We start from the raw sequence: 13734 nt of genomic DNA on the forward strand, positions 1-13734 counted from the left end.
GGGGCCAGCGGGTCTATCACCCGCGCCAACACCCAACGCCAACCCAAAAGGTGCCTCTGCCAATGATTCCCCGTTATTCCCGCCCCGAAATGGTCGCCATCTGGTCGCCCGAGACCAAGTTCCGCATCTGGTACGAGATCGAAGCGCATGCCTGCGATGCCATGGCCGACCTGGGCGTGATCCCGCGCGAAAACGCCGAAGCGGTCTGGAAAGCCAAGGACGTGGAATTCGACGTGGCCCGCATCGACGAAATCGAAGCCGTCACCAAGCATGACGTCATCGCCTTTCTGACCCATCTGGCAGAACATGTCGGCAGCGAAGAGGCCCGCTTTGTCCACCAGGGCATGACCAGCTCGGACGTGCTGGATACCTGTTTCAACGTGCAACTGACGCGCGCCGCGGACATTCTGATTGCCGACCTCGAAGGTCTGCTGGCCGCCCTGAAACGCCGCGCGATCGAACACAAGAACACCGTCCGTATCGGCCGCAGCCACGGCATCCATGCCGAGCCCACCACCATGGGCCTGACATTCGCCCGTTTCTATGCCGAGATGGACCGCAACCTGTCCCGCATGCGCGACGCCCGTGCGGAAATCGCAACCGGCGCGATCAGCGGCGCGGTCGGGACTTTCGCCAATATCGACCCGCAGGTCGAAGAACATGTCTGCGACAAGCTGGGTCTGGTGCCTGAACCGATCAGCACCCAAGTCATCCCCCGCGACCGTCACGCGGCGTTCTTTGCCACCCTGGGCGTCATCGCCAGCAGCATCGAGAATATCGCCATCGAAATCCGCCACATGCAGCGCACCGAGGTGCTGGAAGGGGCCGAGTTCTTTTCGATGGGCCAAAAGGGATCGTCGGCGATGCCGCACAAGAAGAACCCCGTGCTGACCGAGAACCTGACCGGTCTGGCGCGCATGGTCCGTGCGGCGGCGATCCCGGCGATGGAAAACGTGGCGCTTTGGCACGAGCGTGACATCTCGCATTCCTCGGTCGAACGCATGATCGGGCCGGACGCCACGATCACGCTGGATTTTGCACTGGCCCGCCTGACGGGCGTGATCGACAAGATGCTGATCTTCCCCGAGAACATGCTTGAAAACATGAACAAGTTCCCCGGTCTGGTGATGAGCCAGCGGGTGCTGCTGGCGCTGACCCAAGCCGGTGTCAGCCGCGAAGACGCCTATGCCATGGTGCAGCGTAACGCGCTGAAGGTTTGGGAACACCGCACCGATTTCAAACAGGAACTGCTGGCCGACGCCGATGTCACCGCCGCGCTGAGCCCCGAAGAGATCGAGGAAAAATTCGACCTTGGCTATCACACCAAGCATGTCGACACGATCTTTGCGCGGGTCTTTGGCGAATAACGGTTTCCGCACCGCAAATCCTGACCTGCTCCGGGCGAAATCATGCCGCCCGGGGCGGGTAACTTTGCCAGAACGCCCTGTTTGGCGTATGCTGGGGCGGTATTCTTCGGACAGGAGAGCCGCCATGATACGTACGCTTCTTTGTTCCCTGGCCGTGTCGGCTGCGGCCGCGCTGGCCTGCAGCGGTCACCAGAAACAGACACAATCCTGCGTGGCGGGAACGGTTTGGGACAACCAGACCCAAAGCTGCGTCAAATCGGTGAACAGCTAACAACCGGATTGTGAACACGCAATGCACCGTTAGGTCTTCGCTTTTTCGTCAAACGCGCTAGGTTTGACCAAAGCAATTTCGAACGGAGTTCCAGAATGCGTCCTGTATTGGTTGCCGCCATTGCGTTTCATGCCTTTGCTTTCGCGCCCGCCGTGTACGCGGCCGGCGGCGACGGCAGCCCCCCCAAACCCACCAATACAACCAAGAAATGCCTGTTCGGCCGGGTCTATGACGAGGCCGCCGGAAAATGCGTGAAACCCAACAAGTCGAATTTCACCGACGATCAGCTCTACGATGCCGCACGCGAACTCGCCTATGACGGCCAGTTCGAACACGCCCAGGACGTTCTGCGCGTCATGAGCGACCAATCCCAGGACCGGGTTCTGACATATTGGGGCTTCACCTACCGCAATCTGGGCGAACTGGAACTGGCGAACCTGTATTACCAACAAGCGATCGAGGCCAACCCCGACAACATCCTGGCCCGCAGCTATATGGGACAAGGATATGTGGCCGAGGGGAAAACGGATCTGGCGATACAGCAGTGGCGCGAGATTACCGCCCGTGGTGGCCAGGGCAGCTGGGCCGAAACATCGCTGCGGCAGGCTATTCGCACCGGGCTGACATATAGCTACTGACTTTCAGGCTTTCTTTACCCGACTCTCCTTAGTCTGCCTGCAGATGGAAATTGCAACTTTGCAGGCAGATGCAGGATACAAACGCATTGATAAACATGGCGCCGGGCGCCGCGGCCCCGGCTGTCGACATCACCGGCGACGATGCCGGCGCAGAGGGTCTGCGCCGGGTCCCACGGTCGCTAAACGGGCGCGAAAAGGCCGCGGTTGTCGTGCGGCTGCTGCTGAACGAAGGGGCGGATATCCCGCTTGAGGATTTGCCCGATGATCTGCAGGAAAGGCTGACCCACCAGCTTGGGCGCATGGGGCTGGTTGACCGGCTCACACTGGCCTCGGTCGCGCATGAATTCGCTGACGCGCTGGACAGTGTCGGCCTGTCCTTTCCGCATGGTCTGGCCAGCGCGCTTGACGCCGTCAACGACAAGATCGCGCCCGCCACGGCGGCGCGCCTGCGCAAGGTTGCCGGTATGCGTCAGGTCGGCGACCCCTGGCTGCGCCTGCGCGAGGTTCCGGTCGAAGACCTGGCAACCATAGCGCAGGCCGAAAGCACCGAGGTCGCCGCCGTCATGCTGTCCAAGCTTGAGACCGCCAAAGCCGCCCAATTGCTGGCGCAGTTGCCCGGCCCCGTGGCCCGCAGGATAACCTATGCCATTTCCAAGACCGCCAATGTGACCCCTGACGCGGTCGAACGCATCGGGTGGTCCCTTGCCACCCAGATCGACCAGCGCCCCACACCCGCCTTTGACGATGCGCCCGGCGCCCGGGTTGGGGCAATCCTCAATCAATCCGCATCGGCCACGCGCGACGGGTTGCTGAACGCGCTTGACGAAGAAGATGCCGAATTCGCAACTGCGGTGCGCCAGGCGATCTTTACCTTTGCCCATATTGCCGCACGGATCGCCCCGCGGGATGTGCCCGCCATTTTGCGCGATGTCGAACAGGCGGTACTGGTCACCGCCATGGCCGGGGCGGAAACCGAAGAGGACAAGGCCTCGGTCGATTTCATGCTGTCGAACATGTCCACCCGGATGGCGGACAACCTGCGCGAAGAGATCGCCGATCGCGGCAAGGTCAAACGGCCCGACGCCGAGGATGCCATGGCCCAAATTGTCGGCGTCATACGGGCCCTGTCGGATGGCGGTGCGCTGACACTGGTCGAAGCGGAAGACCCCGAAGCGGACGATTGATGCCGCCCGGACAACAAAAACGCCGGGCGATAAAATCAATGTGAAAGGGCGTGCCCAGGCATCCCGCGACCTGCCCGGTCTGCGCGCTTGTGGTTGCGGATTGGGGACTGTATGTCTGATCCGGCAATTTGCTACACCCGGTGAGACCCATCCATGCCTGTCGAAAAGTCGGAACTGAGCCGCTTTGAGCTTGGAAAATACTATGCCGCCAACCTTGTTCTGAAGGGCCTGATCGGCGGGATGCGATTGCTGCCCTATGACCGGCGCATTGCCGCGATGGGCGCGATCATGCGCACGCTGTCGCCCGTGGTCGGGTTTCGCAAACGCGTGCGGCGCAACCTGAACCTCACCTGCCCCGAACTCAGCGAGGGCGAGGTACGCGATATCAGCCGGGCCGTGTCCGACAATGCCGGGCGCGCGATCATGGAACATTTCTCGCCCGAGGGGTTTACCGACCGGCAACGCCACGCAACAGTGTCCGGGTCCGGTGTTGCCGCCTTTGACGCAGCGGTCGCCGAAGGGCGGCCCGTCATGATGATCACGGCGCATTTCGGTCATTACCTTGCTGCGCGGATCGCCTTGCAGACACGCAGCGACAAGCCAATCGGATGCCTGTACCGGCGCATGGCCAACCCGTATTTCAACGACATGTATGTGGATGCCTTTCACAAGACCGGCAAGCCGATGTTCGAACAGGGGCGCCGCGGCATGGTCGAGATGGTGCGCTCTCTCAAGAGCGGTGGCATCATCGCCATCGTGTCCGACCTGCATGCCCATGGCGGCGAAGAGCTGACCTTTTTCGGGAAACCGGCCGTCACGTCGGTGCTCAACGCCGAGCTTGCGATGAAATACAAGGCCGTGCTGATCCCGTGCTACGCGGTCCGGCAACCCAACGGCCTGGATTTCGAAATCGTTCTGCATGATCCGGTGCCACATACCGACCCCAAAACAATGACCCAGTTTACCAATGATGACCTGGAAAAGATCGTGCGTCAGCACATGGGGCAGTGGTTCTGGATACACCGCCGATGGAAGGCCTGGAACGGGCTGGGCGTGCGCCCCGAAGACATGCCCTGACCCGTCAGTCCGCTTTGGCGGCCGCGATGATCGGCCCGTGCCCCGTTCTTTGCACCAGCACGACCGCCGGCAAATCAGACGGCAGCGTTGCACCATAGATCCGCGCTGCCGCGCCATCCCATTGGCCCGCGACCTGCCAGCCCTCGACGACATTGGCATAGTCCAATTCGTGCCCGGCCAATTCTCCGCGCCGGATCGACGCGTGGCGCATCGGCGTGTATTGCACGACACGGATATCAAAAGTCCCGGCAACCGGTTCACCTTTGGGCGTCACCGAAATGCTGATTTCCCGGCCCTCCCGGCTGATTTCGACCAGAGCAAGCGGAGCCTCGGCTTGGTGCCGCGCAATCAGGTGGTCCAGTTCGCGCGCATGTGCGCCCACCACGTCCTCTTGACCGTTCACAACCATCTGCGGCGTGTAGATCATCGTGCGCCCGCCCTCGCGCGCGTAAGATCGTTGCCGTTCGGTGTGCCAAGGGTCTGCGAATTCATCTGCCCAGCCGATATAGTCCCAGTAATCCACATGCAGCGCCAGCCCGATGACATCGTCGCGCCGGGCAAGGTCATGCATGATGCGGTCGGCAGGCGGGCAGGATGAACACCCCTGCGAGGTAAACAGTTCGACCACCACGGGGGCACCATCGGCCATGGCCGCAAATCCCAATACGGATGAGACAATCAGGCTGGCAGTCGTCGTTCGGAACATATTCAATCTCGGTATCTCAAGGCTGTGTTTCGGGTTTACAACCATATCGCCTCACCCGCCAATCAAGGTTTCTTGAGACAATTTTGCAGGGCGTATTGTAATTTGTATACTATGGTATACATACGATATGCGTTCGGCCAATTGTCTTGAACCGTTCGTAACTGTGTGATGCAGATAGTTTCAGCGAATCCCAAAATCCAAATGACGTGAGAGGGAGGCCACAAGATGCCCATCAAAGTTGGACAGGACACCGCCAATTCCCGCCGCAGCCTGAGCGTGAATGGCAAATCCATTTCCTATTATTCGATCCCCGCCGCGCAAGAGGCCGGCCTGGGCGATTTCTCCAGGCTGCCTGCCGCGCTGAAAGTGGTGCTGGAAAACATGCTGCGGTTCGAGGATGACGGGTTCTCGGTTTCCACCGACGATATCAGGGCCTTTGCCGAATGGGGGGCCAAGGGCGGTCAGAACCCGCGCGAGATCGCCTATCGCCCTGCCCGCGTTCTGATGCAGGATTTCACCGGCGTTCCCGCCGTGGTCGACCTTGCCGCGATGCGCGACGGGATCAAGGGCTTGGGCGGCGACGCCCAAAAGATCAACCCGCTGAACCCTGTTGACCTGGTCATCGACCATTCGGTCATGATCGACGAATTCGGCAACCCGCGCGCGTTCCAGATGAACGTGGACCGCGAATATGAACGCAACATGGAACGCTATCAGTTCCTGAAATGGGGTCAGAACGCGTTCAACAATTTCCGCGTTGTACCCCCCGGAACCGGTATCTGCCACCAGGTGAACCTGGAATACCTGGCGCAGACCGTCTGGACGGACACAGACCAGAACGGGGACGAGGTCGCCTATCCCGACACCTTGGTCGGAACTGACAGCCACACCACCATGGTCAATGGCATGGCTGTTCTGGGCTGGGGCGTTGGCGGGATCGAGGCCGAAGCCGCAATGCTGGGTCAGCCGATTTCAATGCTGATCCCCGAAGTTATTGGCTTTGAGCTGACGGGCTCGATGGTCGAAGGGACCACCGGCACCGACCTTGTTCTCAAGGTCGTGGAAATGCTGCGCGAAAAGGGCGTCGTTGGAAAATTCGTCGAATTCTTCGGCGAAGGCCTGGACCGTCTGCCGCTGGCCGACCGCGCGACCATCGCCAACATGGCCCCCGAATACGGCGCGACCTGCGGGTTTTTCCCGATCGACGGCGAGACCCTGCGCTATATGCGCAATACCGGCCGCGACGAAGACCGCATTGCGCTGGTCGAGGCCTATGCCAAGGAAAACGGATTGTGGCGCGACGCGGATTACGCACCGATCTACACCGACACGCTGAGCCTGGACATGGGCTCGATCGTTCCGGCGATTTCGGGGCCGAAACGGCCGCAGGATTATGTGGCGCTGACCGAGGCCAAGGCGGCCTTTTCGCAAGAGATGAAAGAGACTTTCAAACGTCCGATGGGCAAGGAAGTCGCGGTCAAAGGTGAAGACTATTCCATGGAATCGGGCAAGGTCGTGATCGCCTCGATCACCTCTTGCACCAACACGTCGAACCCATATGTGATGATCGGCGCCGGGCTTGTGGCGCGCAAGGCGGCGGCCCTTGGCCTGGATCGCAAACCCTGGGTCAAGACATCGCTGGCGCCAGGCTCACAGGTCGTGTCCGCTTATCTTGAGGCCGCGGGCCTGCAGGATGATCTGGACAAGATCGGCTTTAACCTCGTGGGATATGGCTGCACCACCTGCATCGGCAACTCGGGCCCGATTCAGCAAGAGATTTCGGAAGCCATTGCCGAGGGCGATTTGGTCGCCACGTCTGTCCTGTCGGGCAACCGGAACTTTGAAGGGCGCATCTCGCCCGATGTGCGGGCCAACTACCTGGCGTCGCCGCCACTGGTCGTTGTTTACGCGCTGGCCGGTACGCTGGATATCGACCTGACGTCCGAGCCTATCGGCCAGGACAAGGACGGCAACGACGTCTTTATGAAGGACATCTGGCCAAGTCAGCATGAGATTGCCGAACTGGTCCAGAAAACCGTGACCCGCGAGGCGTTTCAGACCAAATATGCCGATGTGTTCAAGGGCGATGAAAAGTGGCAGGCGGTCGAGGTTCCGCAACAGGAAACCTATGACTGGCCGCCGACCTCGACCTATATCCAGAACCCGCCCTATTTTCAGGGCATGAGCCCCGAGCCAGGCACAATCAGCAATATTGATGGCGCCAAGGTTCTGTTGATCCTGGGTGACATGATCACGACCGACCACATCTCGCCCGCCGGTTCTTTTGCGACGGCGACACCGGCCGGCAAATACCTGATGGAACGCCAGGTGCAGCCCCGTGAATTCAATTCCTACGGCTCGCGCCGCGGCAACCACGAAGTCATGATGCGCGGCACATTCGCCAATATCCGCGTCAAGAACGAGATGCTGGATGGTGTCGAAGGCGGCTATACCAAGGGTCCCGATGGCCAGCAGACCTCGGTGTTCGAGGCGTCGATGGCCTATCAGGAACAGGGCACCCCGCTGGTCGTCTTTGGGGGCGAGCAATATGGCGCAGGCTCATCACGTGACTGGGCGGCCAAGGGCACCGCATTGTTGGGCGTAAAGGCGGTCATTGCCGAAAGCTTTGAACGCATCCACCGCTCGAACCTGGTTGGCATGGGGGTGATCCCGCTTGAGTTCACCGGCGGTGACACGCGCAAGTCGTTGGGCCTGAAGGGGGACGAAACCGTTTCAATCCACGGGCTGGACACGGTTGAACCCCTGCAAGAGGTTCCCTGTACCATCGTTTATGGCGACGGGACGGAAAAGACGATTACGCTGAAATGCCGGATCGATACCGCGCCCGAGATTGAATACATCGAAAACGGCGGCGTGTTGCAATATGTGTTGCGAAACTTGGCAAAGCCCGCCTGAACAACGCGGCCTGCCCGCGTCCGAAGGCGCCCCCCGCCGGGGGCGCCCTTACTTTTTCGGCGACACGTGATCCACATCCCGTTGCCATCCTGCGCAGATCAGGATTTCCTGCCGCCAGGAAGCGCAGATGGACAAAGTTGCATTGATAGCCGGAGGGGCACGCGGCATCGGGCGCGCCATTGTCGAAGATCTCGGCTGCGATCGTCAGCATTTCCTCGATGAACGCCGAGTTGCCGCCGCGTGATGCAGTCACCTATGGGGCCAGCAAAGCGGCCCTGAACCTGTGGACTCGCGCCATGGCCAAGGAACTCGGGCCGGACGGCATTCGGGTAAACGCTGTTGCACCGGGTGCCATCAACATCCCGGAAGCGCCCAGGTCGGACGCGCTGACGGACCTGTTTGTCAAGGATACGGCCCTTGGCCGGGCCGGTACGCCGTCTGATATCGCCAGCGTTGTGCGGTTCCTGGCATCGGACGCTGCGGGATTCATCACGGGCGAGGTTCTGGGCGTCACCGGTGGCTACAGGTTATGAAGCACCGGACCGGTCCACGCGACGAGCGCGGGCCTAATCGGCGGCGGCCTGTTCCAGCGCCGGGCGGATCGTGCTTTCGATCACGCGCTGCGTGATTGGGCCGGCAAAACGCAGGATGATGGTGCCTTCGCCGTCAATGACATAGGTTTCGGGCACCCCATAGACGCCCCAGTCCAGCCCCATGCGGCCTTGTTCATCCCGACCGATGGCATGGTATGGATCGCCCAGTTCCGTCAAGAAAGCCTGGGCATTGCCAAGCTTGTCCTTGTAGTTGATGCCGTAGACGGGAATGCCTTCTTGCGACAGCGCCTCAAGGTTTGGGTGCTCGGCCCGGCAGGGCGCGCACCAGCTGGCCCAAAAGTTGACCAGCTTGACCTCGCCGTCACGCAGGCTGGCATCGTCAAAACCCTGTTTGCCGGGAAACTCGGTCAGGACAACCGGCGGTGCCGACTGCCCCTCGCGCGCAGACGGAAGCGCGTTGGGGTCGTCGCGGAACATTCCGACACCTGCCAACAACGCAAAGGCGCCAAAAATCAGCGGGGGCGCGACCATCAGAGGCGATATCTTAGCCATCGCGCGCAGTCCTTTGTTCGATGCTGTCCATCTGGGCGCGAATTTTGCGCCCGCGCAGAATGCTGAAAACGATCAACGCCACAAGCAGCACGATCGATGCCACATAGGATGACAGGACCGTATCCGCGTATTTTCCTAGATCGGGTATCATCCCCTTGCCCTTTCCCGCGCAAGCAGCGCCTTGATCCGCCGCGCCCGAATTTCGGTTCCGGTGCGGTACAGCACAAGCGCGACAAACAGCAGAACAAACCCGATGATGCACAGCAGCAGCGGATAGAAATAGATATTGCTGACCTTTTCCTCGGTATCCGTGCCAGTAATTGCCCCCGCCCGCATGACCGAGGCCCCCTGATGCAAACCCTGGTTCCAGAAGTTCACCGCGTACCGGCTGAGAAGCGCAAAGACCGACCCAACCAGGCACAGGACAGCGGTCAGATCAGCCGCTGTGTCCGGGTCCTCGATGGCCTCCCACAGCGCGACGTAGCCCAGATAGAACAGGAACAGGATCAGGAACGATGTCAGGCGTGGATCCCACGCCCACCAGGTGCCCCACATGGGCTGCCCCCAGATGGCGCCGGTCGCAAGCGCGATCAGGGTCATGACGATGCCGATCGGCGCCGCCGCGCGCGCAGCCAGCGCGCTGACATGGTGACGGCGCACCAGCCAGACCAGCGAGGTCGCAAGCATCATCAGCCAGCAATTGATGGCCATCAGCGCGGCAGGTACATGCAGGTAGATGATCTTGACCGTCGATCCCTGCTTGTAATCGTCAGGCGTAAAGAAGAACCCCCAGACCAGGCCCACGACAATGCAAAAGCCCGAAGTAATCCAGAAAAACGGAAGCACCCGCTCGCTGGTTTCAAGAAACTTGCGCGGGTTGGCATATTCCCACAGGGCGTTGGCTTTGGCTGCTATCGACATGGGCTCTATCTAGTCCAACTGGGGGCAGTTCTCAATTGACCTCTGTCAAGATCCCGATCATTCACCGCAGATTGATCCGCAATACCGCCGCGCTTGCAAAGGGCAACAGGGCAACAGAGGCGGCCGTGATGCCCGCAAGCATCAGCACCGGCGCAGAGGTCTCCATTCCGGTTGCCCCGCGCCGCGCAACCTCGGCCCCGAATATCAGGGTCGGGACATAAAGCGGAAGGACCAGCAGCGACAGAAGCAGCCCGCCCCGCTTGAGGCCGACCGTCAAAGCCGCGCCAAAAGTGCCGATAACGCTGAGCGCCGGTGTCCCGATCAGCAACGAGATCACCAGCCAGGAAAAGCCGGGCACCGGCAGGTTCAGCAGAACCCCCAGAACAGGCGCCACAAATACCAGCGGCAAGCCCGTCGTGATCCAATGGGCCAGCGCCTTGATCGTCACCACCGATTCCAATGGCAGCGGCGCGGTGGCCAGCAGGTCCAGTGACCCGTCTTCCCAATCCAGCGCCAGCAGCCGGTCCAGCGACAGCAAACAGGCCAGCAGCGCGCCCAGCCACAGGACACCGGGTGCAATCGTCGACAAGAGCGCCGATTGCGGCCCGACCGAGAATGGGACCAGCACGGTCACGATCAGGAAGAAAGCCAACCCCAGGCCGAACCCTCCACCGGCGCGGAAGGACAGTTTCAGGTCACGCAGCAACAGGGCGATCACAGGAACCCTCCGTCGAAATCGTCGATGGGTTTGGGCTTGGCCTTGTTCGGCCCGACGTCCAGAACTTTGCCCTCTAGCCCCAGGTCGATATGGGTTGCGATAAGCGCAGAGCCGCCGGTTTCCAGATGCCGCCGCACGGCCGAGGCGAACATGTCGACCGCGTTGTGGTCAAGCGACACGGTCGGTTCGTCCAGCATCCAGATCGGGCGTCCGGTGACCAGCATCCGTGCCAATCCCAGGCGTCGTTTCTGCCCCGCCGAAAGATTGCCCGCATGGCGGTCGGACAACCCCTTGAGGTCGAACGCATCCAGCGCCGGTTCGATATCGGCGATGCCGAAGACCGACGCCCAGAACACCAGGTTCTCGGTAACCGTCAGTGTCGGCTTCAACCCGTCCGAATGGGCGGCATAGGCGACCTGATCCTCGGCGCCTTGGATCGTTCCGGACAGGGGCGGCTGCAACCCGGCCAGGGTCCGCAACAATGTCGTTTTTCCGATCCCGTTGGGGCCGCGCAGAATCAGCGCCCGCCCCGGTTCGAGCGTAAAGGTCACGCCTTCGAGCACGGGTATGCCCGCGCGGGCTATTGCCAGATCGGTTACGGTCAATGTCATGCGCCCCGCTTATCTTATTGTCGTCAGGGGCAAAAGGCGGGATTTGCCGCAGGGTGGGGGGCATGTCCGTTACGGCGGTTGCGGGGTGCGAGGGGCCAGCCCCTCGCGCTCCCCGGGATATTTTCAGCCAGATGAAGTTTGGATCCGGTCAGACCGGCAAAAGGGCCAGTGCAACCCGGCGGCCTTCGGAGAGAAGCACGTTATATGTGCGGCAGGCGGCCGGGGAATTCATGATTTCGACCCCGATGCCCGCCTCGTCCAATGCCGCGTGCAGGTCCGGCGGGATATGGGCAAGCTCGGCGCCGGTTCCGATGAAGAGCACGTCGACATGGTCGGACAGCCCAAGCAGCGCCGCGTGATCGTCGTACCCGCCCCATGGGGCGGTGTTCATCGGGCCGGTCAGGACCGCCCCCTGATAAACCTGTCCACCGATGCGGAAAAAGCCGGGACCGTAACCATCGACGGGCTTGGCGTTGGTATAAGTGATTTCATTGAGGCGCATGGTGGTCTTTTATCCCCAAAGCGGCAGGCCCGACAAGGCCGCCACGGCAATGGCAAGGTAGGCAACCATGCGGTAAACCCGCTCGTGGTCGGGGTTGAACAGCCAGGCGCCCAGCCAGTTTCCCGCGAGGCACGGCAATCCGAGTGCAAGGCCCAGCAGGGCCGCGGACAGCGTCACCTGGCCCATCCCGGTGAGGTATCCAAAGAGGACGAAGTCGAACCCGAACAGAAAGAGCAGGATTGTCGCCCGTATGGTTTCAACCGGCAACGGTCGGGACATGTAGAACAGGATGACGGCCGGTCCGGGTATGCCCGCCACGCCGCCCAGAAACCCGGCAGCGGCGCCGATTGCCGTCACCAGCACCCGCCCGACCCGCCCGCGATAGCGCAGGCCGAACACGAGCACTCCAAGCATCAGCAAGGCGACCAGGCTGACGGTATAACGAAAGACATCCGGATCGACCCGTGTCAGCAGCAGCAGGCCAAGCGGCAACACCGCGGCGCAGCCGATCAGCAATCGCGCCAGGTCTGCCCGGTCGGCATGGGCCCAGGCGCGGCGCAGCGTCGGCAGCGGCCCAAGGACATCCATGCAGGTCAGTGCGATCAGCGCGCCGAATGGTCCCAGGAAACGGGTTGCGATCGGAAGGAAGATAAGTGCGGTGCCAAAACCGGAAAAACCGCGCACGACCCCGCCAAGCAAGGCTGCCAGCGCGATGATGGCCAGCCCCGCAGGGGACTGGCCAAAGAGTTCAGGCATCGATATTGGCAAACTGGTTGCCGGACGTGTTCGACGGTTTCGACCAGTCGCGCTTGACGCCCAGCCACAGCAGGATGGTCGAGGCAACGAAGACCGAGGAATAGGTTCCCACGATCACGCCCCAGATCATCGCAAAGACGAACCCCCGGATAACGTCGCCGCCCAGAACATAAAGGGAAATCAACGCCAGCAGGGTTGTAACAGATGTCATCACCGTCCGGCTGAGGGTCTCGTTGATCGAGACATTCAGGACCTCTTTCAGGTCCTTTTTCTTGTATTTCCGCAGGTTTTCCCGCACCCGGTCGAACACGACCACGGTGTCGTTCAGCGAGTAGCCGACAATAGTCAGCAAGGCGGCGATGATGGCCAGGTCAAAGCGGATCTGCAGTTCCGAGAATATCCCGATGGTCAGGATCACGTCATGCACCAGCGCCGCGACCGCCCCCAGTGCGAACTGCCATTCGAACCGCAACCAGATATAGACAAGGACCGCGCCGATGGCCAAGGCCACGGCGATGACGGCGGTCTGGATCAACTCGCCCGAGACTTTCGGCCCGACGGATTCGACCGATACGAACTGGATGTCGGGGACAGCGCCTTGCAGGGCGCCCTCGACCGCGGCGACGGTGGCGGCCGAGACCGCCTCGGCATCGGCCTGGGCCTGGATGCGGATCATGGCGACGTTTTCGTCCGGCCCGAAGGTCGGGTCGAAGATTTCGGTGATCGTCACATCGCCCAGGTCCAGCGGCGCAATCGCATCGCGATAGACGCCGACGTCGATCGGCTGTTCGCTTTGGGTTCGGATCGTGGTGCCGCCCCGGAAGTCGATGCCGAAATTCAGGCCTTGCAGCATGAAAGAGGTGAACGCGACAACCATCATCAGGGCTGAGATGCCCAGCCAGATTTTCCAGCGGCTGAAGAAATCGAACGAGGTGCTTTGGGGTACGAGTTTCAGTCTCAT

Annotated in this window: 15 protein-coding genes and 1 pseudogene; 7 read left to right on the forward strand and 9 right to left on the reverse strand. The window is 61.3% G+C overall.

The features are described from left to right. Positions 1-62 precede the first annotated feature (62 nt). The 5 genes from purB to ACXAG8_RS02830 all read left to right on the forward strand — a co-directional run bounded on the left by purB (position 63) and on the right by ACXAG8_RS02830 (position 4537). Positions 63-1367: an adenylosuccinate lyase gene (gene purB / locus ACXAG8_RS02810; RefSeq protein WP_475221957.1), complete on the forward strand. Its 1305-nt coding sequence runs from the start codon at positions 63-65 to the stop codon at positions 1365-1367. A gap of 124 nt (positions 1368-1491) precedes the next feature. Continuing rightward, entirely contained in the window at positions 1492-1638 is a 147-nt protein-coding gene (locus ACXAG8_RS02815) for a chitin-binding domain-containing protein (RefSeq protein ID WP_475221958.1), read from the forward strand. 95 nt (positions 1639-1733) lie between these two features. Continuing rightward, entirely contained in the window at positions 1734-2276 is a 543-nt protein-coding gene (locus tag ACXAG8_RS02820) for a tetratricopeptide repeat protein (protein ID WP_475221960.1), read from the forward strand. A gap of 68 nt (positions 2277-2344) precedes the next feature. Further along, positions 2345-3460, forward strand: a complete 1116-nt coding sequence (locus ACXAG8_RS02825; protein WP_475221962.1) for a flagellar motor switch protein FliG — start codon at positions 2345-2347, stop codon at positions 3458-3460. A 153-nt stretch (positions 3461-3613) separates the two neighbouring features. After that, entirely contained in the window at positions 3614-4537 is a 924-nt protein-coding gene (locus ACXAG8_RS02830) for a lysophospholipid acyltransferase family protein (RefSeq protein ID WP_475221964.1), read from the forward strand. A 4-nt stretch (positions 4538-4541) separates the two neighbouring features. On the opposite strand, the gene ACXAG8_RS02835 is transcribed toward ACXAG8_RS02830, so the two are convergent. Further along, positions 4542-5243, reverse strand: a complete 702-nt coding sequence (locus ACXAG8_RS02835; protein WP_475221965.1) for a DUF1223 domain-containing protein — start codon at positions 5241-5243, stop codon at positions 4542-4544. Between the two features lie 225 nt (positions 5244-5468). Here ACXAG8_RS02835 and acnA point away from each other — a divergent pair, with 225 nt between their 5' ends. Both acnA and ACXAG8_RS02845 read left to right on the forward strand, forming a co-directional pair. Beyond that, complete coding sequence (acnA, locus tag ACXAG8_RS02840; protein ID WP_475221967.1) at positions 5469-8159, forward strand: aconitate hydratase AcnA; 2691 nt, start codon at positions 5469-5471, stop codon at positions 8157-8159. Between the two features lie 152 nt (positions 8160-8311). Further along, positions 8312-8692, forward strand: a pseudogene (locus ACXAG8_RS02845) (SDR family NAD(P)-dependent oxidoreductase); the annotation flags it as partial. Between the two features lie 33 nt (positions 8693-8725). Here ACXAG8_RS02845 and ACXAG8_RS02850 read toward each other — a convergent pair. The 8 genes from ACXAG8_RS02850 to secF form a co-directional block, all read right to left on the reverse strand. Continuing rightward, a complete protein-coding gene (locus ACXAG8_RS02850) occupies positions 8726-9265 on the reverse strand; it encodes a DsbE family thiol:disulfide interchange protein (RefSeq protein WP_475221969.1) in 540 nt (179 codons plus the stop codon). Continuing rightward, on the reverse strand, positions 9258-9416 hold the full coding sequence (gene ccmD / locus ACXAG8_RS02855; protein ID WP_475221970.1) for a heme exporter protein CcmD: 159 nt from the start codon (positions 9414-9416) through the stop codon (positions 9258-9260). Before ccmD ends, ACXAG8_RS02850 begins: the two co-directional genes overlap by 8 nt. Next, the gene (locus tag ACXAG8_RS02860; RefSeq protein WP_475221972.1) at positions 9413-10186 is read right to left on the reverse strand and encodes a heme ABC transporter permease; all 774 of its coding nucleotides are present in this window, start codon (positions 10184-10186) and stop codon (positions 9413-9415) included. Before ACXAG8_RS02860 ends, ccmD begins: the two co-directional genes overlap by 4 nt. Before the next feature lie 61 nt (positions 10187-10247). After that, entirely contained in the window at positions 10248-10904 is a 657-nt protein-coding gene (gene ccmB / locus ACXAG8_RS02865) for a heme exporter protein CcmB (protein WP_475221974.1), read from the reverse strand. Then, positions 10901-11515: a heme ABC exporter ATP-binding protein CcmA gene (gene ccmA / locus ACXAG8_RS02870; protein ID WP_475221975.1), complete on the reverse strand. Its 615-nt coding sequence runs from the start codon at positions 11513-11515 to the stop codon at positions 10901-10903. Before ccmA ends, ccmB begins: the two co-directional genes overlap by 4 nt. Positions 11516-11663: 148 nt before the next feature. Further along, the gene (locus tag ACXAG8_RS02875; RefSeq protein WP_475221976.1) at positions 11664-12017 is read right to left on the reverse strand and encodes an Mth938-like domain-containing protein; all 354 of its coding nucleotides are present in this window, start codon (positions 12015-12017) and stop codon (positions 11664-11666) included. A gap of 9 nt (positions 12018-12026) precedes the next feature. Then, on the reverse strand, positions 12027-12773 hold the full coding sequence (locus ACXAG8_RS02880) for a TSUP family transporter (protein WP_475221977.1): 747 nt from the start codon (positions 12771-12773) through the stop codon (positions 12027-12029). Beyond that, positions 12766-13734, reverse strand: a complete 969-nt coding sequence (secF, locus tag ACXAG8_RS02885; protein ID WP_475221979.1) for a protein translocase subunit SecF — start codon at positions 13732-13734, stop codon at positions 12766-12768. Before secF ends, ACXAG8_RS02880 begins: the two co-directional genes overlap by 8 nt.

It is taken from the genome of Ruegeria sp. ABD4_443 (assembly GCF_056160865.1).

Coding starts and splice junctions, on each gene's coding strand:
- ACXAG8_RS02830 (WP_475221964.1), top strand. CDS start 3,614: ATGCCTGTCGAAAAGTCGGAACTGAGCCGCTTTGAGCTTGGAAAATAC.
- ACXAG8_RS02875 (WP_475221976.1), bottom strand. CDS start 12,017: ATGCGCCTCAATGAAATCACTTATACCAACGCCAAGCCCGTCGATGGT.
- ACXAG8_RS02850 (WP_475221969.1), bottom strand. CDS start 9,265: ATGGCTAAGATATCGCCTCTGATGGTCGCGCCCCCGCTGATTTTTGGC.
- ACXAG8_RS02825 (WP_475221962.1), top strand. CDS start 2,345: ATGCAGGATACAAACGCATTGATAAACATGGCGCCGGGCGCCGCGGCC.
- ccmD (WP_475221970.1), bottom strand. CDS start 9,416: ATGATACCCGATCTAGGAAAATACGCGGATACGGTCCTGTCATCCTAT.
- secF (WP_475221979.1), bottom strand. CDS start 13,734: ATGAGACTGAAACTCGTACCCCAAAGCACCTCGTTCGATTTCTTCAGC.
- ACXAG8_RS02820 (WP_475221960.1), top strand. CDS start 1,734: ATGCGTCCTGTATTGGTTGCCGCCATTGCGTTTCATGCCTTTGCTTTC.
- ACXAG8_RS02880 (WP_475221977.1), bottom strand. CDS start 12,773: ATGCCTGAACTCTTTGGCCAGTCCCCTGCGGGGCTGGCCATCATCGCG.
- purB (WP_475221957.1), top strand. CDS start 63: ATGATTCCCCGTTATTCCCGCCCCGAAATGGTCGCCATCTGGTCGCCC.
- ccmA (WP_475221975.1), bottom strand. CDS start 11,515: ATGACATTGACCGTAACCGATCTGGCAATAGCCCGCGCGGGCATACCC.
- ACXAG8_RS02815 (WP_475221958.1), top strand. CDS start 1,492: ATGATACGTACGCTTCTTTGTTCCCTGGCCGTGTCGGCTGCGGCCGCG.
- acnA (WP_475221967.1), top strand. CDS start 5,469: ATGCCCATCAAAGTTGGACAGGACACCGCCAATTCCCGCCGCAGCCTG.
- ACXAG8_RS02860 (WP_475221972.1), bottom strand. CDS start 10,186: ATGTCGATAGCAGCCAAAGCCAACGCCCTGTGGGAATATGCCAACCCG.
- ACXAG8_RS02835 (WP_475221965.1), bottom strand. CDS start 5,243: ATGTTCCGAACGACGACTGCCAGCCTGATTGTCTCATCCGTATTGGGA.